General features: G+C 60.7%; 22 protein-coding genes and 1 tRNA gene. 13 read left to right on the top strand and 10 right to left on the bottom strand.

The window, feature by feature from the left end; all coding sequences use genetic code 11:
- Nucleotides 1-16: 16 nt before the first annotated feature.
- Both G520_RS0102015 and G520_RS0102010 read right to left on the bottom strand, forming a co-directional pair.
- A complete protein-coding gene (locus G520_RS0102015) occupies nucleotides 17-331 on the bottom strand; it encodes a hypothetical protein (protein ID WP_051228862.1) in 315 nt (104 codons plus the stop codon).
- A 58-nt stretch (nucleotides 332-389) separates the two neighbouring features.
- Complete coding sequence (locus G520_RS0102010) at nucleotides 390-620, bottom strand: transcriptional regulator (protein WP_036665005.1); 231 nt, start codon at nucleotides 618-620, stop codon at nucleotides 390-392.
- 105 nt (nucleotides 621-725) lie between these two features.
- On the opposite strand from G520_RS0102010, the gene G520_RS0102005 reads away from it, so the two are divergent.
- The 6 genes from G520_RS0102005 (at nucleotide 726) to G520_RS21140 (ending at nucleotide 5,169) form a co-directional block, all read left to right on the top strand.
- A complete protein-coding gene (locus G520_RS0102005) occupies nucleotides 726-1,439 on the top strand; it encodes a S24 family peptidase (RefSeq protein WP_028534208.1) in 714 nt (237 codons plus the stop codon).
- A gap of 154 nt (nucleotides 1,440-1,593) precedes the next feature.
- Nucleotides 1,594-1,944 (top strand): hypothetical protein, encoded by a 351-nt coding sequence (locus tag G520_RS21155; RefSeq protein ID WP_036665004.1) that lies wholly within the window; start codon nucleotides 1,594-1,596, stop codon nucleotides 1,942-1,944.
- A gap of 708 nt (nucleotides 1,945-2,652) precedes the next feature.
- The gene (locus G520_RS24735) at nucleotides 2,653-2,826 is read left to right on the top strand and encodes a hypothetical protein (protein WP_156876830.1); all 174 of its coding nucleotides are present in this window, start codon (nucleotides 2,653-2,655) and stop codon (nucleotides 2,824-2,826) included.
- 92 nt (nucleotides 2,827-2,918) lie between these two features.
- On the top strand, nucleotides 2,919-3,605 hold the full coding sequence (locus tag G520_RS23795) for a recombinase RecT (protein ID WP_028534206.1): 687 nt from the start codon (nucleotides 2,919-2,921) through the stop codon (nucleotides 3,603-3,605).
- A gap of 206 nt (nucleotides 3,606-3,811) precedes the next feature.
- Nucleotides 3,812-4,033, top strand: a complete 222-nt coding sequence (locus G520_RS21145; protein ID WP_036665002.1) for a hypothetical protein — start codon at nucleotides 3,812-3,814, stop codon at nucleotides 4,031-4,033.
- A gap of 11 nt (nucleotides 4,034-4,044) precedes the next feature.
- Complete coding sequence (locus G520_RS21140; RefSeq protein ID WP_051228831.1) at nucleotides 4,045-5,169, top strand: tyrosine-type recombinase/integrase; 1,125 nt, start codon at nucleotides 4,045-4,047, stop codon at nucleotides 5,167-5,169.
- 3 nt (nucleotides 5,170-5,172) lie between these two features.
- Here the strand turns inward: G520_RS21140 and G520_RS0101970 are convergent.
- Both G520_RS0101970 and G520_RS0101965 read right to left on the bottom strand, forming a co-directional pair.
- Nucleotides 5,173-5,263: transfer RNA gene (locus tag G520_RS0101970), tRNA-Ser, on the bottom strand.
- 53 nt (nucleotides 5,264-5,316) lie between these two features.
- Nucleotides 5,317-6,450, bottom strand: coding sequence for a GNAT family N-acetyltransferase (locus G520_RS0101965; RefSeq protein ID WP_028534205.1), 1,134 nt, complete (start codon nucleotides 6,448-6,450; stop codon nucleotides 5,317-5,319).
- Between the two features lie 48 nt (nucleotides 6,451-6,498).
- Here G520_RS0101965 and G520_RS0101960 point away from each other — a divergent pair, with 48 nt between their 5' ends.
- The 4 genes from G520_RS0101960 (at nucleotide 6,499) to serS (ending at nucleotide 12,057) form a co-directional block, all read left to right on the top strand.
- On the top strand, nucleotides 6,499-8,091 hold the full coding sequence (locus G520_RS0101960) for an NAD+ synthase (RefSeq protein WP_028534204.1): 1,593 nt from the start codon (nucleotides 6,499-6,501) through the stop codon (nucleotides 8,089-8,091).
- A gap of 144 nt (nucleotides 8,092-8,235) precedes the next feature.
- On the top strand, nucleotides 8,236-8,844 hold the full coding sequence (gene lolA / locus G520_RS0101955) for an outer membrane lipoprotein periplasmic chaperone LolA (RefSeq protein WP_028534203.1): 609 nt from the start codon (nucleotides 8,236-8,238) through the stop codon (nucleotides 8,842-8,844).
- Between the two features lie 63 nt (nucleotides 8,845-8,907).
- A complete protein-coding gene (locus tag G520_RS0101950) occupies nucleotides 8,908-10,212 on the top strand; it encodes a replication-associated recombination protein A (protein ID WP_028534202.1) in 1,305 nt (434 codons plus the stop codon).
- Between the two features lie 558 nt (nucleotides 10,213-10,770).
- Nucleotides 10,771-12,057, top strand: coding sequence for a serine--tRNA ligase (serS, locus tag G520_RS0101945; protein ID WP_028534201.1), 1,287 nt, complete (start codon nucleotides 10,771-10,773; stop codon nucleotides 12,055-12,057).
- A 66-nt stretch (nucleotides 12,058-12,123) separates the two neighbouring features.
- On the opposite strand, the gene arcC is transcribed toward serS, so the two are convergent.
- From arcC to arcD, 4 genes are all read right to left on the bottom strand, one after another.
- Nucleotides 12,124-13,074 carry a carbamate kinase gene (arcC, locus tag G520_RS0101940; RefSeq protein ID WP_028534200.1) on the bottom strand — a complete coding sequence of 317 codons (951 nt, stop codon included), beginning with the start codon at nucleotides 13,072-13,074 and terminating at the stop codon, nucleotides 12,124-12,126.
- A gap of 64 nt (nucleotides 13,075-13,138) precedes the next feature.
- On the bottom strand, nucleotides 13,139-14,149 hold the full coding sequence (locus tag G520_RS0101935; RefSeq protein WP_028534199.1) for an ornithine carbamoyltransferase: 1,011 nt from the start codon (nucleotides 14,147-14,149) through the stop codon (nucleotides 13,139-13,141).
- A gap of 75 nt (nucleotides 14,150-14,224) precedes the next feature.
- The gene (locus G520_RS0101930; RefSeq protein ID WP_028534198.1) at nucleotides 14,225-15,457 is read right to left on the bottom strand and encodes an arginine deiminase; all 1,233 of its coding nucleotides are present in this window, start codon (nucleotides 15,455-15,457) and stop codon (nucleotides 14,225-14,227) included.
- Nucleotides 15,458-15,527: 70 nt separating this feature from the next.
- Entirely contained in the window at nucleotides 15,528-16,967 is a 1,440-nt protein-coding gene (gene arcD, locus G520_RS0101925) for an arginine-ornithine antiporter (protein WP_028534197.1), read from the bottom strand.
- A 58-nt stretch (nucleotides 16,968-17,025) separates the two neighbouring features.
- On the opposite strand from arcD, the gene G520_RS24730 reads away from it, so the two are divergent.
- Nucleotides 17,026-17,334 carry a hypothetical protein gene (locus G520_RS24730; protein ID WP_156876829.1) on the top strand — a complete coding sequence of 103 codons (309 nt, stop codon included), beginning with the start codon at nucleotides 17,026-17,028 and terminating at the stop codon, nucleotides 17,332-17,334.
- Nucleotides 17,335-17,431: 97 nt separating this feature from the next.
- Entirely contained in the window at nucleotides 17,432-17,854 is a 423-nt protein-coding gene (locus G520_RS0101920; protein WP_028534196.1) for an Lrp/AsnC family transcriptional regulator, read from the top strand.
- Nucleotides 17,855-17,872: 18 nt separating this feature from the next.
- Here G520_RS0101920 and G520_RS21135 read toward each other — a convergent pair whose 3' ends face one another.
- Both G520_RS21135 and phaR read right to left on the bottom strand, forming a co-directional pair.
- Entirely contained in the window at nucleotides 17,873-20,053 is a 2,181-nt protein-coding gene (locus G520_RS21135; protein WP_084637410.1) for a putative bifunctional diguanylate cyclase/phosphodiesterase, read from the bottom strand.
- Between the two features lie 244 nt (nucleotides 20,054-20,297).
- Entirely contained in the window at nucleotides 20,298-20,873 is a 576-nt protein-coding gene (gene phaR / locus G520_RS0101910; RefSeq protein WP_028534195.1) for a polyhydroxyalkanoate synthesis repressor PhaR, read from the bottom strand.
- Between the two features lie 172 nt (nucleotides 20,874-21,045).
- Here phaR and G520_RS0101905 point away from each other — a divergent pair, with 172 nt between their 5' ends.
- A complete protein-coding gene (locus G520_RS0101905) occupies nucleotides 21,046-21,597 on the top strand; it encodes a phasin family protein (protein ID WP_028534194.1) in 552 nt (183 codons plus the stop codon).
- Nucleotides 21,598-21,635 lie beyond the last annotated feature (38 nt).

Here is a 21,635-nt window from a genome sequence, read left to right as displayed (position 1 = left end):
TTGGTGTGTCAGCACCTTATGCGGCTCGTTTCGCATCTGCTCTACCCCCTCCTCCACACTCCCCCGTCCCGGATCGCGTGCACTCGCAATTCGCTTCAGCCTTGCACAGGGTCGCCATAGCATTCAGGCACTTCGGGCTGACGAAGACGAACCTAAGCGCAGCGATGGCCGCATCCAGCTTGTCGGCGACAAGGCCCACTCGGCCGGACAGATAGCGGCTGACCAGGCTGTTGTCCCAGCCGAGCGCGGCCATGATCCGATGCTTGTCCCGCGGATCAGTCGATGCCGATTGCAGCGCATGCGCTACGGACGGCGAAATTCGCGTGTCCATGTTCATCTCCTATCAAAAAACGTCGAGTGCGCTTGCACGCTCCAGCGAATAGGCTTCATCACGCCGCCTCCCGGCCCAACTCCGGCCACAGCTTTTGCCAGTCGTCGCGAAGATCTTTACGGGTCACGGTTTGGTGGGACTCGCGCTCGATGGCAACGCACAACGTTCCACCGAAGCGTTGTCCGGTACTGAGAGCCTTGCGCATGTAACCGACCGTGGTTCCGCAGCGCTGGGCAAAGGCAACTTGGTCGTCAGGCACCATCCCATTCAGGTATTGTCGGAGGTTCATAGCTAGCTTCCTGGTTATGTACGCCACGACTTTACTAAACGGTAATGCAAAAAGCAACACTGTTTGGTGTTTTACCTTTTGGTAACTTTTTGAGATCCTTCCAAAATGGATACAGTTCAGAACCGAAGAGCGCGCCTGAGAGAGTGGATTGACCTCAAGTGCGACGGCAGCCAGGCAAGATTTGTCTCCCTCACAGGGATCAACCAGGGCGAGCTATCTGGCTTGCTGAAGTCGAAGTCCTTTGGGGAGAAGAAGGCGCGCGCGCTCGAGGCGCAGGCAGGAATGCCCCGCATGTTCCTTGACCAGCTTGAGACACCACGGAGTGCCGCTGACCTCGGCCCTGCCATTCAAACCCCATTGCGCCCGGTGGTGGTGCTCGGTGAAGAGGATGAAGTCCCGGACGATGTGATCGCTATTCCCCGCTACACGGTAAGGGCATCAGCGGGCTACGGTGCTCCGGTGCTCGATGTGGACGTCAAAGGGACGCCGAATTTCTGCAGAGCCGCCTGGGCGCAGCGCAACGGATACAAGCCTGGGCAGCTGTTCAGCATCGTCACGATCGGCGACAGCATGGAGCCAACGATCCCCGAGGGAGCGAGCCTGATCGTCCACCGTCAGGAAGAGATCGTAAACGGCAAGATCCACATCATCTGCCGTGGCAATGAGTGCTTCGTGAAACGCCTGTACAAGCAGCTGGATGGATCGGTTCTGATCCACTCGGACAACGAGAAGCTGTACAAGGACATGGAGGCACGGCCAGGCGACCCGGATGTGTTGCACGTAGTGGGGCTGGTTGTGTCGATGAGTGCTAATTTGTAAGAACAGGGCCCGCACGACGCAGGCTTTTTTGCGACACATGGAATGACAAATGGAATTTCATGAGGCAGCGATGGGCCGCGCCTGAGGCGAAAGAAACATCGTCACCAGTAGCCGACGCCAGCCAACTATCGTCTTCAGACAAGGCAGATACCCCGTGATCAAAGGCAGGGAGACCGGCAAGGGGCTATCCGAGGATATGAAGCACATTGGCGGCCTTATGACAACACACGAGGCGTTCAGGCGGCTGCAAAAGGCCCAGACAGTGCAGGCGATGAAGTTCCAACAACTTGCCAAATATCAGCAGATTGCCGAGGAAATCAAAGGTACGGCGATGAATACCCAGATCGGCTTTGGACCCGCAGACGGTCCCAAGGCGGACATCTACAAAGAAGCGGACGAGTTCTGCGCAAAGCAAGGCAAGTCCGTCGAGACCATCACCCTGCAAACGGAAGACTCTGGATTCGGCAAACCAGCCAGCGCCTCATTGCAGTTCCGCTGCAAGTAGCGGACGCCCCCCACCTCCCAGCCCGCATTCGCGGGCATTTTTGCGTCCACGCAACAGCTAGCATCCCTTTCACAACGCGGTTTTCATTTCCATTCAGTAAACAAATCGAAAAATAATTCACCATATAGTATTGATTAAAAAATACTGTTTAGTAATAATAGTTCCATCAGCCCAGCACACCGGGCAGCGATCTCCGACAACCGACAGCAGGACACCAGGCGGCAAAGACAACTAGCCTCGCTGGTGGCGTCACGGAAGCACCGGACGCAAAAAACGCCCCTTGGGAACAGGGGGCACATGGATGGCGACTGGTCCGACTAAGCGGCATCAGCTGGTACCGGCTGACGTAACGGCAGCGAAAGTGGCGGTCAGCGGGGCAAGGCAAGGCTGCACCTCGGAATACCCTGTCAGCAGCCATCCATGTGATCAACCAGCACCATGCCCGGTACGAAGCCCGGGCCGCCTCCTACGGAGACTTCCGGGGGCTGCGTTCGCTCCCGCTGGTTCGAAGAGCGCAGCAGCAGTCGGCAGCCCTCGGGCAGTCTGATGCCGGACGGGTGCCCCATCCATCCGGAAGCACATTCCAGCGACTGCGCTTCCGGGGGCATTCCACGACCAGACGCCCGGCCAAGGCGTCGTTTAACCGACGGCTTCGCAGCAATCCGCTTGCCCCGCCCTGTGCGGGGCTTCTTTCTTCTGGAGTCCAGCATGTTGAAACCCTATCTGGTGACCGTCGCCTATCCGGACGGTCGGCGCGTGCGCATCGCCGCGCTCGCAGACAGTTCCGCCGGCGCGTGCATCAACGTGCTGGACGGCCTCAATAACCCGCGCGTCGGCATCGGCGCCGCACCGGTCGGGAGGCACGATGTTCAAGTTGCTTAAGGCTGTTCTGTACAGCGCCGCAGCTGCTTGCGGCGGCATGTTCTTCATCATATCGGTGTGGGTGATCGCCGATCTGTTCGGGGTGTACTGACATGCCCCACCACTCACACATCGCACTCGCCGCAGAGCAGCGGCCGACGCGCAGTAAAACCGAAACTGAGCTGCGGTTGGCGTTCGATGGCGACTACCAGCCGCGCGAGCACGCAATCATCGACGACCAGACGGGCGGGTTCAAGCCCGGCAGCCTGGAAGGTTTCGAGGTGACGATGGAAGACGAACCCGTCTGCCGTGCCAGGAAGACTCACCTGGTTAAAGAGACCCTCGGCGACGAAGCACAGCTGATCGATGCGGCAATCCAGTCATCGGGGTCGATCAAGGGAAGATTTCACTACGAGTGCCAAGGCAAAGGCGCGGCAATGCAATGCCGCGTTGCTGCCGTGCTACGTGGCGAGAAGGAAATCATGTGGGATGTGTGGTTGAGCGCGAACTCGGTCACCACCAAGAACTCGTCGCTCTGGAAAACGAACCCCAAGCAGCAGCTCGGCTATCAGCAGGTGAAGAACGGGGCTCGCCTGTACTGCCCTGGCTCCCTGCTCGGCGTCTACTCCCCTCGAAAAGCTGGCAGAGCGTCCAGCCGAACACGACGTTACCCCACAGGGCGAATATCAAGAACCGACCGCAACCGCGCCGGCATCTCGAACCGCGGCATTCAAGAGCAAGTCAAGCGCCAAGGCTCCGCCAGCCTCCAGCCGCGCGCCGGAGCTGCCGGGAGCAGGTGATAGTTCTGATCGCCGCCGCCGGCAACGGCGCAGAGCGGCAAGCGGCGAAGGCGGCCGTACCGCAGACCGGAGAGGAACACGATGACCCCCATCATCTCGGTGGCACATCAATACATGCCGGGACAATACACAGAAACTGGCCGGCCCGATCATGGCGTGGTTCGAGTTCAAAGAGTGGCGGAAACGCCGGAAGAGGAGGAAGTGATATGTGGCCGTTGAAATACGTCCTGATCCAGCGGTTCTGCGAACTGACGGGCTACACTGACAGGGCTGTTCGCAGCAAGATCCACGAGGGGGTCTGGGTCGAAGGTGTCCACTACCGCCGATCTGTCGACCGTCACATTCAAATCAACCTGGAGGAATACGAAAAGTGGGTAGAGGGACAAAAATACAGTACACAGGCGTCGTCGCCCGCGAAAGCAGCGTGAGGATATGGTTCATGTGGAAGGGGAAGCGGCATTGGGAAACGCTGAAAATGCAGCCTACGCCGCCCAATCTGAAGCATGCCAGCCGGCTGCGCGAGGACATTTGCGCGCACATCGCCATCGGGGCTTTCGACTACGGGAAGTTCTTCCCCGACAGCGACGAAGCGCGCGCCGCGGCGGACGCCGATGCCGGGCCAACGTTCAGGGAGCAGGCGCAGAAGTGGCTCGCAACCATTTCTCACCTGGCTGATTCAACGCGGAACGACTACCGGCGCCGGCTCGAGCGGCACATCTACCCGGTGATCGGCGACAAGCGCGTGCGGCACATCGTCTACGGTGACTTGGCTGCCCTGCTCGGGAACATCGAGTGGGGCAGCATGAAGAGCCGGAACAACACGGCGACGGTGATCCGTCAGCCGTTCGACCTGGCCTTTCTCGACGGCCTGATCGAGACGAACCCGGCCGCACGCATCCGCAACATGAAATCGCAGAAGGAGCCGCCCGACCCGTTCAGCCTGGAAGAGATCAACGCCATCGTCGACACGATGAAGAAGCTTGATCCGGCCTACGCCAACTACTTCGAGTTCGCATTCTTCACGGGATTGCGGACGTCTGAGCTGCTGGCGCTGCGCTGGGAGGACATCGACTGGAACATGGGCCTTGTTCGCGTGAGCCGCGCCAAGGTCGACACCATAGAGAAAGGAACGAAGACATCGCGGGTGCGCGACGTCGAACTGAACAGCCGGGCACTGGAGGCGCTCGCCCGGCAAAAGCCGCTGTCCCTGCTGGCAGGCAAGGAGGTATTCATCAACCCGAATACGGGCAAGAGCATTCACACCCTGAACATTGTCCATCCGCCGTGGCGGCGCACGATCAAGGCATGCGGGATACGCTACCGCAACCCCTACCAGGCGCGCCACACATTCGCCACGCTGAACCTGATGGCCGGGGCAAACCCGATGTGGGTCAGCCGGCAAATGGGGCACACGTCGATGAAGATGTTGCTGGAAGTCTACAGCCGCTGGATCGATATGGCGGACCGATCAAGGGAGAAAAACAAGCTCGAAACCCTGCTTTCTGTGCCAACTGTGTGCCAACGCAAAACGGCGCAGTCCGAAGACCGCGCCGTTATTGGCTAATTCTGGCGGAGAGAGGGGGATTCGAACCCCCGTTAGGATATTATCCTAAACACGCTTTCCAGGCGTGCGACTTAAACCACTCATCCATCTCTCCCGCATCCCGGCGACTTGCTTTTCGTCGTCAGAGGCTGCGCAGTATAGCCGGGGCTAACTGCCTTGGCAAGTTATTTTATAGATGCCGTGTTCGTCCAGGTCGGCAAGGTAGCTGGCGACGGCGCCGCGCTCGCGCTGCAGCCAGGCGCCGATGGCCGAACGGAAACGCGGGTCGGAGATGAAATGCGCGGAGTGCGTTAGCACTGGCTCGAAACCGCGCGCGAGTTTGTGCTCTCCCTGGGCTCCGCCTTCGAAACACGCGAGTCCCTGGGTAATGGCATAGTCGATACCCTGGTAATAGCAGAGTTCGAAATGCAGGCAGGGAATGTCGACCAGCGCACCCCAATAGCGTCCGTACAGCGTATCGCGGTCGCGCAGGCACAAGCTGGCGGCCAGCGCCTCTTCGCCGCGGCGCGCGATGAACAGCACCACCTGTTCGCCGAGACCGGCACCGATGTCGCGAAAGAAGGACAAAGGCAAATAGGGGTTCGCGCCGTGTTCGGCATAGGTGCGGCAGTAACACCGATAGAACAGCTGCCAGCGCGCCTCGTCGATGGCGCCGCCGCAGACGGTCTCCACCTCGATGCCCTGTTCCGCTATGCGCCGCCGCTCCTGCCGTATTTTCTTGCGCTTGTCGCGCGCGAGAGCATCGAGAAAGTCGCCCATATCGCGGTAGCCGCGGTTGCGCCAGTGAAACTGCACGCCATGGCGTTCCAGCCAACCGGCGTCGCGCAAGGCATCCATCTCGTCGCCGCGGGGAAACAGCACATGCGCGGACGACAGGCCGAGATGCCTGACGCGCGTTTCCAGTGCGTCGATCAACACCGGCACCCGCCCGGGCACGCCGGGAAAACGGCGCCCGCCGACCGGAGTGAACGGCACCGCCACGACCAGCTTGGGGTAGTAGTCGAAGCCCGCGCGCTCGTAGGCATCGGCCCATGACCAGTCGAACACGTACTCGCCGTAGGAGTTCGCTTTCAGATAGGCGGGCACGGCCGCATCCAGCACGCCGTCGCGACGGTCGAGCAATGGCGAGGGTTGCCAGCCGCTGTCGGCACCCAGCGCCCCCGAGCGTTCCAGCGCCGCCAGCCAGCCGAGTCGCAGGAACGGCTGATCGTCGTCCAGCAGCGCATCCCAGCCCGACGCGGCCTCCGCGGCCAGCGCATCAGTCCAGTACAGGGCTGTCATTCTTCAGGTAGAATCTGAACCATTGTTTTTCGCTCATGTCCTATCAACATGCGTATTGCACTCGCTCAATTCAATCCGGTAGTCGGCGACATCGCCGGCAACACCCAGAAAATCCTGCAACTCGCCCGTCAGGCCATGGCCGACGGCGCCGACGTGCTGGTTACGCCCGAACTCGCCTTGACCGGTTATAGCCCGGAAGACCTGCTGCTGCGCGAACATTTCTACCGCGCCTGCAATGACGCGCTCGACGAACTGCTCGAACTCGACGGCATCACGCTGGTCATCGGCCACCCGGTCCGTCTCGGGCAGGAACGCTTCAACGCCGCCACCGTGCTGCGCGACGGCAATCGTCTCGGCCAGTATCACAAGATGCTGCTGCCCAACGACGAAGTCTTTGACGAATGCCGTTACTTTACGCCAGGCGCGGCCCCGCTGGTATTCGAACAGAATGGCGTCAAGGTCGGGGTTCTGATCTGCGAGGATGTCTGGGCGCTCGACCCGGCGGCGGAAGCCCTGGATGCCGGCGCCGAAGTCGTGGTCGTTCTCAACGCCTCGCCCTTCCATCGCAACAAGGTCGGGACGCGACATGAAGTCGTCCGCTACCGCTGCGAGGAAACCGGCCTGCCATTTGTCTACGTCAATCTCTGCGGCGGCCAGGACGAGCTGATTTTCGACGGCGCGTCTTTCGCCTTGAACCGCGCCGGGCAGGTGGTCGCCCAGGCGCCCGCCTACGACGAATCGCTGCTGCTGGTGGATATGGTCGACGGCGACCTGCAGCCGTCGTCGCGGGCGGTGTTGCCCGATACGCTCGAAAGCATCTATCGCGCGCTGGTGGTCGGCGTGCGCGACTATATCGACAAGAACGGTTTCCCCGGCGTGCTGCTCGGTCTGTCCGGCGGCATCGACTCGGCCCTGACGCTGGCGATCGCCTGCGATGCTCTCGGAGCCGAACGGGTCAAGGCCGTGATGATGCCATCGCGCTATACCGCCGACATCAGCGTGGACGATTCGCGCGACATGGTCGCCCGTCTCGGCGTCAAGTACGATGAAATCGCCATCTGGCCTATGTATCAGAGTTTTGTCGCGGCACTGGCGCCTTCCTTCGCCGGGTTGGCCGAGGACACCACCGAAGAAAACCTGCAGGCCCGCATCCGCGGCATGCTGCTGATGGCCCTGTCCAACAAGAGCGGCAAGCTGGTACTGACGACCGGCAACAAGTCCGAGATGACGACCGGTTACTGCACCCTGTACGGCGACATGGCCGGCGGTTTCGCGGTACTGAAGGACGTCTCCAAGACGCTGGTCTACCAGTTGGCAAACTGGCGCAACACGCTTGGCGAGGTCATTCCTGAGCGCATCATCACCCGGCCTCCATCCGCCGAGTTGCGTCCCGACCAGACAGATCAGGACAGCCTGCCGCCGTATGACGTGCTCGATGCGATCATGACCCTGTACGTCGAAGAGAATCTGTCGGCGGACGAGATCGTCGGCCGTGGTTTCGCCGACGCCGATGTCGGCCGCGTGGTACGCCTGTTGAAGATCAACGAATACAAGCGCCGCCAGGCCCCGGTCGGGCCGCGGGTCACGCCGCGCGGATTCGGCAAGGACTGGCGCTACCCGATCACCAATCGTTTCAGCTGACGCGCGTTCGCATCGGCACCGCAACACCAGTTGGCGTCGTACAACCAAATCGAGGAAGCGTGAATGGGTGACGCCGGGACAGCCGACCGCATCGCGGCCGGCTGCCTCCCCTCCCTGCCCCGACGGGGATACACGCGCGAATGAATGAAAAAACTGATACTGGCAGCCGCGCTATGCGCAAGCCTGCCGCTGCCGCTATACGCGGCGGCCATTCCGCAGCTGAAGGCGTTCATCGCCGGCAGCAGCACGCTGGCTGCGAATTTCACGCAAGTGGTCACCTCCAAGAACAAACATGACGAAGCCAGCGGCACGCTGAGCATCTCGCGTCCCGGCCGCTTCCGCTGGTCCTACGACAAGCCGTACCGGCAACTGATTGTCGGCGATGGCAAGCGCTTGTGGATCTACGATCTGGAACTCGCCCAGGTCACCACCCACCCGCTGGACGCGGCCCTGGGTTCCAGCCCGGCGGCCCTGCTTGCCGGCAGCAATGCCATCGAGCGCGACTACGTGCTCAAGGAAGCCGGCAAGCAAGGAGCGATCGAGTGGCTGTCGGCCTCGCCCAGAAAAGCGGAGAACACCTTCAGCGGAATCCGCATGGGGTTTCGCGACAATAGCCTGATCGAGATGCAGCTGACCGACAATTTCGGCAATTCGACCCACATCACATTTACCGCCCTGCGCAAGAATCCCGCGCTGGACGGCGCCCTGTTCCGCTTCACCCCGCCCAAAGGGGTGGATGTGATCAGCAACTGAGGCGCACGACCGTGCCCGCATTCGACTCTTTCTCCTCGCCGTCCTTCTTTGCCGGAGTGTTCCATGTCTGACCTGTTCCGGGTCGAACCGACCCCGCCGCTGGCCGAATCGCTGCGGCCGCAGACGCTGGACGAGGTCATCGGTCAGAGTCACCTGCTGGGCGCCGGCAAGCCCCTGCGGCTCGCCTTCGAGTCCGGCAAGGCGCATTCGATGATTTTGTGGGGCCCACCCGGCGTCGGCAAGACCACGCTGGCCCGGCTGACGGCGCATGCCTTCGGCTGCGAGTTCATCGCCTTGTCGGCCGTGTTCGCCGGGGTCAAGGACATCCGCGCGGCCATGGAACGCGCCGAGCAGAATCTCGCCCACAACCGCAAGACCATCCTGTTTGTCGATGAGATCCACCGTTTCAACAAATCGCAGCAGGATGCGCTGCTACCCTATGTCGAGTCGGGGCTGGTCACCTTCATCGGCGCCACCACGGAGAATCCGTCGTTCGAAGTCAATTCGGCCCTGCTGTCGCGGGCACAGGTCTACGTGCTGCAATCGCTGACCGAGAGCGAACTCAAGCGGCTGGTCGAACGCGCGCGGGCAAAGGCGCTATCGCATCTCGAATTCGACGCCGCCGCCATCGACACGCTGGTCGGTTATGCCGATGGCGATGCGCGCCGCCTGCTCAACTTGCTGGAACAAACTCAGACAGCCGCCGGCGCGGCCGGCCAGGCCCGCATCACGCCGGCGTTCATCGAAAACGCGCTGACGCTCAATGCCCGCCGTTTCGACAAGGGCGGCGACAATTTCTACGACCAGATTTCCGCACTGCACAAGTCGGTGCGCGGTTCCAACCCCGACGCGGCGCTGTACTGGCTGTGCCGGATGCTGGACGGGGGCGCCGATCCGCGCTATCTGTCGCGGCGCATCATACGCATGGCCTGGGAAGACATCGGGCTGGCCGATCCCCGCGCCATGCAGATTGCCAACGATGCCGCCGCCACCTTCGAGCGACTGGGTTCGCCCGAAGGCGAGCTCGCGCTCGGGCAGGCCGTCGTCTATCTGGCGGTTGCCGCCAAGAGCAATGCCGGTTATATGGCCTACAATCAGGCGCGCGCCTTCGTCAAGCAGGACGGTTCGCGCGAGGTGCCGGTCCATTTGCGCAACGCCCCCACCAAGCTGATGAAGGAGCTGGGCTACGGGCACGACTACCGCTATGCCCACGATGAGCCGCATGCCTATGCCGCCGGCGAAACCTACTTGCCGGAAGGGATGGCCGAACCGCAATGGTACCGCCCCGTCCCGCGCGGACTGGAAAGCAAGATCGCCGAAAAGCTGGCCTTTCTGCGCGAACTCGACCGCGACGCCGGCACGTCCTGATCGCACGGCAGCGCCGACACTGTCCCATTTTGACACACCGGCCCCGTTGTCTCCGGGTTTGAATTGAGTGCCGCACCCGGCCCCATGATACTGCGGCTAACGCAAGAGCTCAGACGGCAACGGTTACGAAGCACCCGCCTTTCGTGTTGCCGCCGCGTTTCTCAATGCGCCCCGCCAGGTTTTGCTGATGCCTGCACGGGATGCGTTACGCGTCCTTTATCTCTCGGTGCGGGCATATCCTGTGGCCCGCACCGCGGGTTTTTTCGTCTTGTGCGCGCCCATGTGCCGCTACCCCTCCCCCTGTTTTGCTGCCCCGCGCATTAAAAGCCGCCCCTGCGGCGCAAGCCGCATAAGGCGCGGGCGTCAACAAGGCGTATAATGGTGCACGCGCCGACCGCCTGTTGCCGCCGACCGACTTCGATTCCGACAGGCGCACGTACGGCGTCACCGGTCTGCCCGGCGGACCTCCGGCCACCGCGCTGGCCGGCACCCCGGATACAGATAAACAGACGTTTTGCGGTCCGCAGGACCGGGACGCCAAGAAAAACAGGACGATACATGCTCGACATTCAACTTCTCCGCAACGATGTGGATGCGGTGGCCGCCCGTTTGGCCGGCCGTGGTTACACCCTCGACGGTGCGGCTTTTACCCGCCTCGAGGCCGAACGCAAACAGGCTCAAGTCCGGATGCAAGAGCTGCAGGCCACGCGCAATGCCGCCTCCAAGCAAATCGGCGAAGCCAAGCGCAAGGGCGAGGACGCGTCCCCCATCATGGCGCGCATCGCCACGCTCGGCGACGAGTTGAAGGCGGCTGAGCAAGCGTATGAAGAGGTGCAGAAGCAGATCGACTTGTGGCTGCTGAGCATCCCCAACCTGCCGCACGAGTCGGTGCCGGTGGGACGCGACGAAACCGACAACGTCGAAGTCCGCCGTGTCGGCGTGCCGCGAAGCTTCGACTTTCCGGTCAAGGACCATGTCGACGTCGGTGCACCCTATGGCCTCGATTTCGAAACCGGCGCCAAGCTCTCGGGCGCCCGCTTCACCGTGCTGCGCGGCGACATCGCCCGTCTGCACCGCTCGCTCGCGCAGTTCATGCTGAACACGCACACCGAAGAGCACGGCTACACCGAGATGTACACGCCGTACATCGTCAACGACAACATCCTCTACGGTACCGGCCAGTTGCCGAAGTTCGCCGAAGACATGTTCAAGGTCCAAAAAGGCGGCGATGAAGCCGGCCCCGACCAGTATCTGATTTCCACCTCCGAAATCTCGCTGACCAACACTGTCCGCGACAGCATCATCAAGACCGACGAGCTGCCGCTGAAAATGACCGCACACTCGCCTTGTTTCCGCTCCGAAGCCGGCTCCTACGGCCGCGACACGCGCGGCATGATCCGCCAGCACCAGTTCGACAAAGTCGAAATGGTGCAGATCTCCCACCCGGATACCTCGTTCGATGCACTGGAAGAAATGGTCGGCCACGCAGAAACCATCCTCAAGAAGCTGGAACTGCCCTACCGCGTAATCACCCTGTGCACGGGCGACATGGGCTTTTCCGCCACCAAGACCTACGATCTGGAAGTCTGGCTGCCGGCGCAGAATACCTACCGCGAGATATCGAGCTGCTCCAATTGCGGCGACTTCCAGGCTCGTCGCATGATGGCGCGCTACAAGGATGAAAGCGGCAAGAACCAGCTCGTGCACACCCTGAACGGTTCCGGCCTGGCCGTCGGCCGCACCTTGGTGGCCGTGCTGGAAAACTACCAGAACGCCGATGGCTCGATCACCATCCCTACCGTGCTGCGTCCCTATATGGGCGGTCGCGACAGAATCGGCGGCTGATCCGCTCGTCCGCAAAAAACCCCCGGCGCCTGATGGCGCCGGGGGTTTTTCGCATGCAGGCGCGGCTCAGTACCAGTCGATGCCGGGCTTGGCGGTACTGACCGTGGTGCCGGCCTCGCCCCTGACGATTTTCTCGATGTCGGCCAAGGCGCCGATCACAGCCGGCTTGCCGGTCTTGCGCGCGAACTCGCAAGCCGCCAGCACTTTCGGCCCCATCGAGCCCGCGGCGAAGCCCTGTTTGTCGAGCTCGTCCGGATGTGCACGCTGCACGGCGCACGCTTCGGGCGTCCCCCAACCGGAATACACCGCCGTCACGTCAGTCGCGATCACAAACATATCGGCCTCGACCTCGCGCGCCAGCAAGCCGGACGCGAGATCCTTGTCGATCACGGCCTCGACGCCGGACAAGAGCCGGCCGGTGCTATCGTACATCGTCGGAATCCCGCCGCCGCCGGCGGCGATGACCACCACCCCCTTCTCGATCAGCCATTTGATCGGACGCAGCTCGAAGATGCGGCGCGGGATGGGGCTCGCCACCACGCGCCGGTAATATTTGCCGTCGGGCTTGACGGTCCAGCCGTTGACCAGAGCCAGCTTTTCGGCTTCATCCTTCGAGTAGACCGGCCCCACGAATTTACTCGGGTTGCCGAAAGCCGGGTCGGCGGCGTCGACTTCGACCTGGGTCAGAATGGTTGCCATCGGCACGTCGAAGGGCAGGACATTGCCCAGTTCCTGTTCGATCATATAGCCGATCATGCCCTCGGTCTGCGCCCCCAGGACATCCAGCGGGTAAGGCGTCACCTTGCTGTCGACATGGCGGCTGTACGCCTCGTTCTGCAGACCGAGCAGGCCGACCTGCGGCCCGTTGCCGTGGCACATGACCAGACTGTGCCCCATGCTGGTGACAGCGGCCAGTTGCTCGGCCGCCACCCGCACATTGCTGCGCTGGTTTTCGGCGGTCATGGCTTCCCCGCGGCGTTGTAGAGCGTTCCCGCCCAGAGCGACGACGATTCTCATTTCTCTCTCCTCGATGCATGTCGTAAATGGCGGCCGCCGGCAAGGGCGGGCGACCGCGCGGGAATCAGCCGGCCAGGGTGGAGACCAGTACCGCCTTGATCGTGTGCAGGCGGTTTTCCGCTTGCTCGAAGGCCAGGCAGGCATCTGATTCGAACACCTCCTCGGTCACTTCAATGCCGCCGGACAGCTCCGGATAGCGTTCGGCAATCTGGCGTCCGACCGCCGTTTCGCTGTTGTGATAGGACGGCAGGCAATGCATGAAGCGGACCTTGGGGTTCGCCGCCGCGCGCATCAACCCGGCGTTGACCTGATAGGGTTTGAGCAGACGGATGCGTTCATCCCAGACTTCGGCCGGCTCGCCCATCGAGACCCAGATATCGGTATGGATGAAATCGGTATTGAGCACGGCTTCACCCGCGTCTTCGGTCAGGGTCAGCCGCGCTCCGGTTTGCTCTGCGATCGCCATGCACTTTGCCACCAGATCTTCACTCGGCCACAGATGGCGCGGCGCGCCGATTCTCACGTCCATTCCGAGTTTGGAGCCGATGACCAGCAGCGAATTGCCCATATTGTTGCGTGCATCGCCAAGATAGGTGTAGCTGATGGATGAGATAGGCTTGTCGCTGTTCTCCCACATGGTCAGGACGTCGGCCAGCATTTGCGTCGGATGTGCCTCATTGGTCAGTCCGTTATATACCGGCACGCCGGCGTAGGCGGCCAGCTCGTTTTCGACCATGGCCTGGCTAAAGCCACGGTATTCGATCGCGTCGTACATACGGCCGAGAACACGCGCCGTATCCTTCATCGACTCCTTGTGACCGATTTGCGAGCCCGACGGCCCGATGTAGGACACATTGGCGCCCTGATCGAAGCATGCGACCTCGAAGGCGCAGCGGGTACGGGTCGAGGTCTTCTCGAAGATCAACGCGACGTTCTTGCCCTTCAGGTGCTGCTGCTCGGTGCCCGCATACTTGGCGCGCTTGAGGTCGCGCGCCAGGTCGAGCAAGTAACGGATCTCGCGCGGGGTGAAATCGAGAATCTCCAGAAAATTGCGATTGCGCAGATTGAAAGCCATGTCAAAACTCCTTAAATCGATAAGGTGGACGGACACCGGGTCCGTTGCGGATCAGGCAGGGGGCTAGGCCGCCCGTCATAGATTGATCGGGTCGCGGATGACCGGGCAGGTCATGCAGTGGCCCCCGCCCCGACCGCGGCCAAGCTCGGCCCCCGGGATCTCGATCACGTCGACACCATGCTGGCGCATCAAGCGGTTGGTATAGGTGTTGCGGTCGTAAGCCAGCACCGTGCGCCGATCAAGCGCCACCACATTGTTGCCGTCGTCCCATTGTTCGCGTTCGCGCTGATACACATCGCCGCCGGTCTGGATGATGCGAATGTCTTTCAGCTTGAGCTCGTCCTTGATCAGGTCGAGCAGGTGGCGGCCTTCCTGCCGCCCGGAATGGATCTCGTCGCCGCGACCGGTGGGGTCTATCGTCGTGCAGACGATCTTGTCCACGACTTCCGGGAACATCGAGATCAGGTCGATATCCAGGAAACTGAACACGGTATCCAGGTGCATCGCCGCTCGCGAGCGCGGCATTTGGCAGGCAATGACCCTCCTCGCCCCCCCCTCTTCGCTTAGCACGCGACGTGCAACCTGCACCACGGCCTGCGGCGACGTACGTTCCCCCATGCCGATCAGGACGACGCCATTGCCGATGGGCATCACATCGCCGCCTTCCAGCGTCGCCGGACCGTGGTCGATATCGCAGTCTCCCCACCAGACGCGGACCCGGCCGGCAAAGAAGGGATGGAACTGATAGACCGCTTGCAAGATCAGGGTCTCCTGCCGTCGCGCCGGCCAGTACATCGGATTGAGTGTGACGCCGCCATAGATCCAGCAGCTCGGATCACGCTGAAACAGACTATTGGGAATAGGCGGCAGGACAAAGTCCGAGTTTTCCAGATAACCGCCGAACAAGCCCTTATGCTCGAACGGCAGTTCATACTTGGCGATGCCGCCGATCAGGTATTCGGCCAGCCGTGTCGACGACAGGTTGTCGAGCCATTCGCGCATGCCGGCAAGCATGCCGATGCCGACATTGTCGGCGGTCACCTTGCGATCCAGAATCCAGTCCCGCGCGGCCTTGTCGTCCAGAACGGTGGCCAGTGCTTCGTGCAGTTCGATGACATCGATCCCGCGCGCTTCCATCTGTTCGACCATATAGGCGTGGTCGCGCTGCGCCCGCTCCACCCAGATCACATCGTCGAACAACAAGGTATCGCAGTTATCCGGCGTCAGGCGTTTGTGGGCCAGCCCCGGACGGCAGACGATGACGCAGCGCAGCCTGCCGCATTCGGAATGAACACCTAATGTTTCCATGACACAGTCTCCAGATAGTGTTGTGTTCAGGCATGCCGGCCCGTCCCCCCGGGCAGGCCGGCACACCGGATTACAGAGTCAAGGCACCGCTGAGCAACTGCCGCGCGGCAACGATGCCGGAGATGATGACCAGAGCGCACACCCCGCATTCGACTTTGGTGAAAGGCCGCTGTCCTTGCTCGCGCCGTGCCCACAGGTAGAACAAAATTCCAGGAGCATAGAGAATCATCGACAACAGCAGATACTTCAGTCCGGCAGCGTAGATCAGCCACAAGCCGTACAGGGTGGCGATCCCGGCGATGCCCAGATCGCGCGCACTGCTCTCCTCGGCCGCATAGCCCTCGCGGCGGCGAGCGACCAGCCAGGCATAGCCCGCGCAAAGCAGGTAGGGGATCAGAATCATCGACGTCGCCAGCGACAGCAGGGCCAGATAGCCGGCAGAGCTGAACAGGGTGAGAATCAGAAAGAGCTGAACCAAGCCATTGGTCACCCACAAGGAGACCATCGGGGCGCCATTTTCATTGGTCCTGGCAAACACCTTGGGCATGGTGCCGTCCTTGCCGGCAAGGTAGGGCACTTCCGCGGCGAGCAGGGTCCACGCCAGCAAGGCGCCGCCGACCGAGATCACCAGGCCCAGATTCATCAGCACCGCCCCCCATTTCCCCACCGCACGTTCCAGCACGAAGGCAGTCGACGGATTTTTCAGCGCGGCCAGCTCGGGTTGTGTCATCACCCCCAGGGACAGCAGCGAAATCGCAACCAGCAGCGAGACTGTCAGCAGAAAGCCGATGATGGTGGCATGACCGACATCGCTCATTCTTTCCGCCCGTCCAGAAAAGACCGAGGCTCCCTCGATACCGATGAACACCCATACCGTGACCAGCATGGTGCTCTTTATCTGGTCGACGACCGAGCCCAGCTTGGGATTGCCCCAGAAGTCGAGGCTGAAGGTGTGCACGCGAAATGCGAGCACGACCAACACGATAAACAAGGCCAGAGGCACCAGCTTTGCAACGGTGGTAACGGTATTAATAAAGGCTGCGCTATGGACGCCGCGCAACACCAGAAAATGCAGGCACCATAATAATAACGAAGCACAGAGAATGGCTGACAGGGTATTGCCTTCTCCGAACATGGGCGCGAATGCGCTCAGGGCCGAAAAAATAACAACGTAATAGGAAACATTGCCTATCCATGCAGAAATCCAATAACCCCATGCAGAATTAAAACCCATGTAACTTCCGAAACCGGTTCTGGCATAGCCATATACGCCGCCATCGACTTCGGGTTTGCGACTGGCCAGCATCTGAAAAACAAAGGCCAGTGTCAACATGCCGAAAAAGGTGATGATCCAGCCAAGGACAATGGCCCCGGCACCGGCGCCGGCCGCCATGTTCTGCGGCAGCGAGAAGATCCCTCCACCTATCATGGAGCCCACCACCAGCGCTGTCAGGGCGCCCAGCCTGAGCTTGTCGGAGCCCAGAACCAGTGTTTGTGTATCCGTTGCCATTTTTGCCTCCCATTAATTAAACCCTCGCTTGTCCGACTCGTAAGCAATCCAACAGGCGATGCGAAAATTAATCAATGATCCATTTAGCGAGCGTGCCCTGCTATTTTCAAAAGTCTGCGCCTTGTTTCGTGGGTATTACCATAGCCAGCCCCAAGGCAAGACACAAACACATAAATATGTGACGCCTATTCAATTTCTTGTTATTTACTTCTGCCGTCATTCTCTGACCTGGCGACGTCAAGGCATAGTGAACAAATTGAAAAGACTGGCGAAAAAAGTGACAAAACGGCAAGCTTATTACGCAAAATGGAACGAACGTTTTAGCCAGAGCAGAGAGGCGAAAGATGGGGCGTGCCAAAAAGGCTGAGATAAGATCAGAAAAATACTAAATAGAAGTGTACAAATCGCACGAACTTGTTTTATTGTTTTCAATTCGTCAGCATTGACCAGCAAATCGACAGATCATGAACGATACCGACCACCAACTACTTGCCCTGCTGCGCGACGACGCCAGGACGTCCGTAACGACGCTGGCACAGAAGCTGCGGGTATCGAGGGCAACGGTACAGAATCGGATTGCGAAACTGGAAGAAAGTGGAATCATCGTCGGCTACACGGTGCGACTCAAACCGGAAGCCGATATCCACCGCATTCGTGCCTGGATGAATATCGCCGTCGATGGCAACAAGGCGCAAGCGGTGGTGCAGGCTTTGCGCGGGGAGCCCTGCGTACACACCCTGCACTCGACCAATGGCCGCTGGGACATCCTGGCCGAGTTACAAGCGGAATCGCTGGAGCAGCTGAACCGGGTTCTCGGGCATATCCGGACCATCCAGGGAATATCGTCCACCGAGACCAGCATCCTGCTCTCCACCTACAAGGTCTGAGCCCGGCCCCTGGCCGGCTCAGATCAGGGGACGCTGAGCCAGCAAGCTCTTCTCGAACGCCTCGCGCGTCAGCGGCTGACTGAAAAAATAGCCCTGTCCGATCCGGCAGCCCGCCGCGATCAAAAAATCACACTGCTCGCTGTTTTCGATACCCTCGGCGACCAGTTCGAGTTCCAGACTCTTCGCCATCGAGATGATCGCGCGGGTGATGGCGGCATCATCGCGATCGCTGTGCACGCCCGTCACGAATGAGCGGTCGATCTTGATTGCCGACACCGGCAAACGTTTCAGGTAGGAAAGAGAAGAATAGCCGGTGCCGAAATCGTCTATCGTCAGGAATACGCCAAGTGCCTGCAATCGCAGCAGGACGTCGCTCATGCCGCAGCCCTCCTCCATGGCCACGCTCTCGGTCACCTCCAGCTCCAGCACGTGTGCCGGCAGCCCCGTCTCTGCCAGCACGGCACCAACGGTTTCGGCGATTCCCCCGAATTTGAAGTGCCGACCCGAGATGTTGACGGCGACGCGTCCCGGCATCAAGCCGCGCCGGTGCCAGTCGAGCGCGGCGCGGCATGCCTCGCGCAACACCCACTCGCCGACGCCAACGATCAGGGAACTGTCCTCGGCAACCGGGATGAACGCTTCGGGAGATATCCGTCCGAGCACGGGATGGCGCCAGCGGATCAGGGCTTCCACCCCGCAGATCCCCCCGGAGGCCAGTTCGACCTTGGGCTGGTACCAGACCTCCAGCTCGTGCGCGGCCAGCGCGCGGTGCAAGTCGTACTCGATGCGCATCTGTTCGAGCGCGCGCGAGTGCGTATCCACGGAGTAGAACTGGAAGGTGTTCTTGCCGCGCTCTTTGGCCTGGTTCATCGCGTGATCGGCATTGGCCAGCAAGTCCTCGGGCAACAGGCCATCGTCCGGGTAAAGGCTGACGCCGATGCTGGCGGAAAGGTAAACGCCGTGCCCGGCGATCTGCGGCTCACCGGCCACCGCCGCCAGCACGGCCCTGGCCTGAGCCGCCACCTGCTCGAGGCTGTCGATACCATCGAGCAGAATGCAGAACTCATCGCCGGCCAGCCGGGCGACCATGCCGCGGTCAGGCATGGCCTTGACCAGTGCGCGCGCCGCCAGATCCAGCACCGCATCCCCCACATGGCGTCCCAGCGTTTCGTTGACACGCTTGAAGCGGTCGAGATTGATACAGAGAACGGCCAGACGGGCGCCGCGCCGTGCAGCCCGGGCAATGCTCGCGTGCAGGCGTTCAAGCAGCGCGCTGCGATTGGGCAATCCGGTCAGGACATCGTGGCTGGCCAGATAGTTCAGCCGGTCTTCTGCCTGCTTGCGCTCCGTGATATCGGAAAACACCGCGACGCGGCAACGCACAGAACCATCGTCGGCGTAAACCGTCGTGACGTGCAGGTACTCGGTATACAGACAACCGCTCTTGTGGCGGTTGATCATCTCGCCGCCCCATTCTCCCTGTATGATGATCGCCCGCCAGAAATCCCGATAGAACTCCGGCGCATACAAGCCCGACTTGAACATTGCGGGCGATGCCCCGACGGCCTCTTCGGCAGAGTAGCCGCTGATGCGAGTGAACGCCGCATTGACCGACAAGATAGCGCCTTCGGCATCCGTAATCATGATGCCTTCGGTCATCGTATCAAGCACATGCCGGTTCAATGCCCGGACGGCACGCAATTCGGACACGGCGCGATCGCGCTCCGACGCGAGCCTGGCGAGTTCTGCCTGCTGGCCACGCCCGTCACCGTCCGCCGCGACACCTGACGCGGCGGATGCCTCGTACGGGGCGCCGGCATCGAGATGGTGCAGGATATCGCTGATAGACACAACGCCCAGTGCTCCCGACTCAGAGAACACGATGGCGCGCTCGATGGCATGCGCACTTAAGTGCAAGGCCGCGTCCCCTATCGTTGTTCCGGCCGGCAAGGTTGCAACGGGACTGTCCATGACTTCGCCTATCGCCATGTCTCGGCCGTAGGAGCGCCCCCCTCGCAAGCCAGCGCGCCCCGGCTCCGCCCAGATGCCGAGCGAGGTGCCATTTCCATCGACGACCACGATGAATGCACTGCGGCGAGCCGCCATCATGGCCTTGGCCTGATGCAATAGCGTCTCGGGAAGGCAGCTAGGCACCCCAAATGACAGCAGGGTCTCAACTGGCATCGTTAGTAGCGACATGCTTGCGATCTATCTCTTTCAGGTGAGTTGACCAAGAGTATCAAATCGGCCTATTGTTTGAATGTACCACTACTCGGCACCGTATAGTAAAAAGCGTAATGAGAACTACCCACAGACGGTGGCAGGAAAACGAACAGCGGGCGCAAGGGATAAAGAAACGGCCGCGCACAGGGACGGGCCTTACCGGGCGGGGTTGGCCACAAGACTCGCCCCGCCGCGCGATGACGCGATCGTTCAGCCCGGATCAAGACTTGCCTTCTTCATCCTTATCCTTGTCTTCGGGTACGACGAAAGGGGGAAAACCGAAACCGCCGAACAACTGCTTGGCCTGCTCCTGCATGCGATTCTGCATTTCCAGATACATCCCCCTGCTTTGCTCCAGATAGCTCGACATCAGATTAGGAACGCCAGCGCCCTGGAATTTGGTGAATTCTCCCCATAACTTCGGATTGAATATCACGTTATCTCCATACAAGGCTCGCGCCTGGTCCTGCAGTTTCTGCTGCAGCTCGCCAAACAGTTGCAGGTTTTTTTCCAGGAAAGGAGCCATCATCCCTTGCATCGCCTGCGGGTAGAAGCGGATGAACTGTGTCAGGACCTCATAGCTGAACATCGGCGAGACACCGTTTTCCTCTTCGAGAATGATCTGCAGCAAAACGCTGCGGGTGATGTCGTCCTGGGTTTTTGCATCGATGACCTGAAGGTCGACCTGGTCGAGCACCAACTGCTTTACATCGCCAAGCGTTATGTAGGAACTCGTCGCCGTGTCATACAAACGACGGTTCGGGTATTTTTTTATGACCCGCTTTTCAACACTCATAAAACACTCCTGTTGTTGGTGTTGCGCACTATAATTTACCATAAATACAACAGGCTAAGGCTCGATAGTCGATACCGGCCTTCAGCAAAGCCGCATTACCCCGGCATTGTGCAGTGCGTCATATTATACTCGATCAAGATATCTCTTATTCACCACTAGCGAGGATAGACACATGGTTGCCGCAAATGAGCAGTTCAGCAAGCTCTCCGCAAATGGTTTCGAAAGCGCGCTGCGTTTCGCGCAGATCGCATTGGATAGTACCGAACGCGTAGTCAAGCTGCACCTTGAGCTTTCCAAGCAATCGCTGGAAGATAATGTAAAAGCCGCTCGTGAACTGGCCGGTGCAAGCGACCCGCAAGAAGCGTTCTCCCGACTCAACAAGCTGACCACCCAATCGCTGGAAAAAGTCGTTTCCAACTCGAGAAATTTGTATGACATCGTTTCTCAGACCCAGTCGCAGTTGACCAAGCTGACCGAAGAAAACCTCGGTTCGCTGAACAAGACCTTTCTCAGCAATATAGAAACGCTCGGGCAGAACGCTCCTGCCGGCACCGATGCAGCCGTCAATGCATTCAAATCCGGCATCGCCGCCGCCGCTGCCGCCGTGAACAGCCTGACTCGCGCCGCCCAGCAAGTCGCTGAATTCACCGACACCAGCGTCAAAGCCGCTACCAGCGCAACCGCCGACGCCGTCAAGACGGCATCCAAGCGCAGCGCCTCCTGATTACTCCCCTGGCCGGGCCGACGCTCGTCGGCCCGGCT

Source organism: Paludibacterium yongneupense DSM 18731, assembly GCF_000422925.1.
Lineage (GTDB): Bacteria > Pseudomonadota > Gammaproteobacteria > Burkholderiales > Chromobacteriaceae > Paludibacterium > Paludibacterium yongneupense.
This window is presented reverse-complemented; position numbering and strand designations above follow the sequence as displayed.

What these genes read in the sequence shown, in the direction of transcription:
- G520_RS0102015 (WP_051228862.1), bottom strand. Translation starts at nt 331, where the DNA reads ATGGACACGCGAATTTCGCCGTCCGTAGCGCATGCGCTGCAATCGGCA.
- G520_RS0102010 (WP_036665005.1), bottom strand. Translation starts at nt 620, where the DNA reads ATGAACCTCCGACAATACCTGAATGGGATGGTGCCTGACGACCAAGTT.
- G520_RS0102005 (WP_028534208.1), top strand. Translation starts at nt 726, where the DNA reads ATGGATACAGTTCAGAACCGAAGAGCGCGCCTGAGAGAGTGGATTGAC.
- G520_RS24735 (WP_156876830.1), top strand. Translation starts at nt 2,653, where the DNA reads ATGTTGAAACCCTATCTGGTGACCGTCGCCTATCCGGACGGTCGGCGC.
- G520_RS23795 (WP_028534206.1), top strand. Translation starts at nt 2,919, where the DNA reads ATGCCCCACCACTCACACATCGCACTCGCCGCAGAGCAGCGGCCGACG.
- G520_RS21145 (WP_036665002.1), top strand. Translation starts at nt 3,812, where the DNA reads ATGTGGCCGTTGAAATACGTCCTGATCCAGCGGTTCTGCGAACTGACG.
- G520_RS21140 (WP_051228831.1), top strand. Translation starts at nt 4,045, where the DNA reads ATGTGGAAGGGGAAGCGGCATTGGGAAACGCTGAAAATGCAGCCTACG.
- G520_RS0101965 (WP_028534205.1), bottom strand. Translation starts at nt 6,450, where the DNA reads ATGACAGCCCTGTACTGGACTGATGCGCTGGCCGCGGAGGCCGCGTCG.
- G520_RS0101960 (WP_028534204.1), top strand. Translation starts at nt 6,499, where the DNA reads ATGCGTATTGCACTCGCTCAATTCAATCCGGTAGTCGGCGACATCGCC.
- lolA (WP_028534203.1), top strand. Translation starts at nt 8,236, where the DNA reads ATGAAAAAACTGATACTGGCAGCCGCGCTATGCGCAAGCCTGCCGCTG.
- G520_RS0101950 (WP_028534202.1), top strand. Translation starts at nt 8,908, where the DNA reads ATGTCTGACCTGTTCCGGGTCGAACCGACCCCGCCGCTGGCCGAATCG.
- serS (WP_028534201.1), top strand. Translation starts at nt 10,771, where the DNA reads ATGCTCGACATTCAACTTCTCCGCAACGATGTGGATGCGGTGGCCGCC.
- arcC (WP_028534200.1), bottom strand. Translation starts at nt 13,074, where the DNA reads ATGAGAATCGTCGTCGCTCTGGGCGGGAACGCTCTACAACGCCGCGGG.
- G520_RS0101935 (WP_028534199.1), bottom strand. Translation starts at nt 14,149, where the DNA reads ATGGCTTTCAATCTGCGCAATCGCAATTTTCTGGAGATTCTCGATTTC.
- G520_RS0101930 (WP_028534198.1), bottom strand. Translation starts at nt 15,457, where the DNA reads ATGGAAACATTAGGTGTTCATTCCGAATGCGGCAGGCTGCGCTGCGTC.
- arcD (WP_028534197.1), bottom strand. Translation starts at nt 16,967, where the DNA reads ATGGCAACGGATACACAAACACTGGTTCTGGGCTCCGACAAGCTCAGG.
- G520_RS24730 (WP_156876829.1), top strand. Translation starts at nt 17,026, where the DNA reads ATGCGAAAATTAATCAATGATCCATTTAGCGAGCGTGCCCTGCTATTT.
- G520_RS0101920 (WP_028534196.1), top strand. Translation starts at nt 17,432, where the DNA reads ATGAACGATACCGACCACCAACTACTTGCCCTGCTGCGCGACGACGCC.
- G520_RS21135 (WP_084637410.1), bottom strand. Translation starts at nt 20,053, where the DNA reads ATGTCGCTACTAACGATGCCAGTTGAGACCCTGCTGTCATTTGGGGTG.
- phaR (WP_028534195.1), bottom strand. Translation starts at nt 20,873, where the DNA reads ATGAGTGTTGAAAAGCGGGTCATAAAAAAATACCCGAACCGTCGTTTG.
- G520_RS0101905 (WP_028534194.1), top strand. Translation starts at nt 21,046, where the DNA reads ATGGTTGCCGCAAATGAGCAGTTCAGCAAGCTCTCCGCAAATGGTTTC.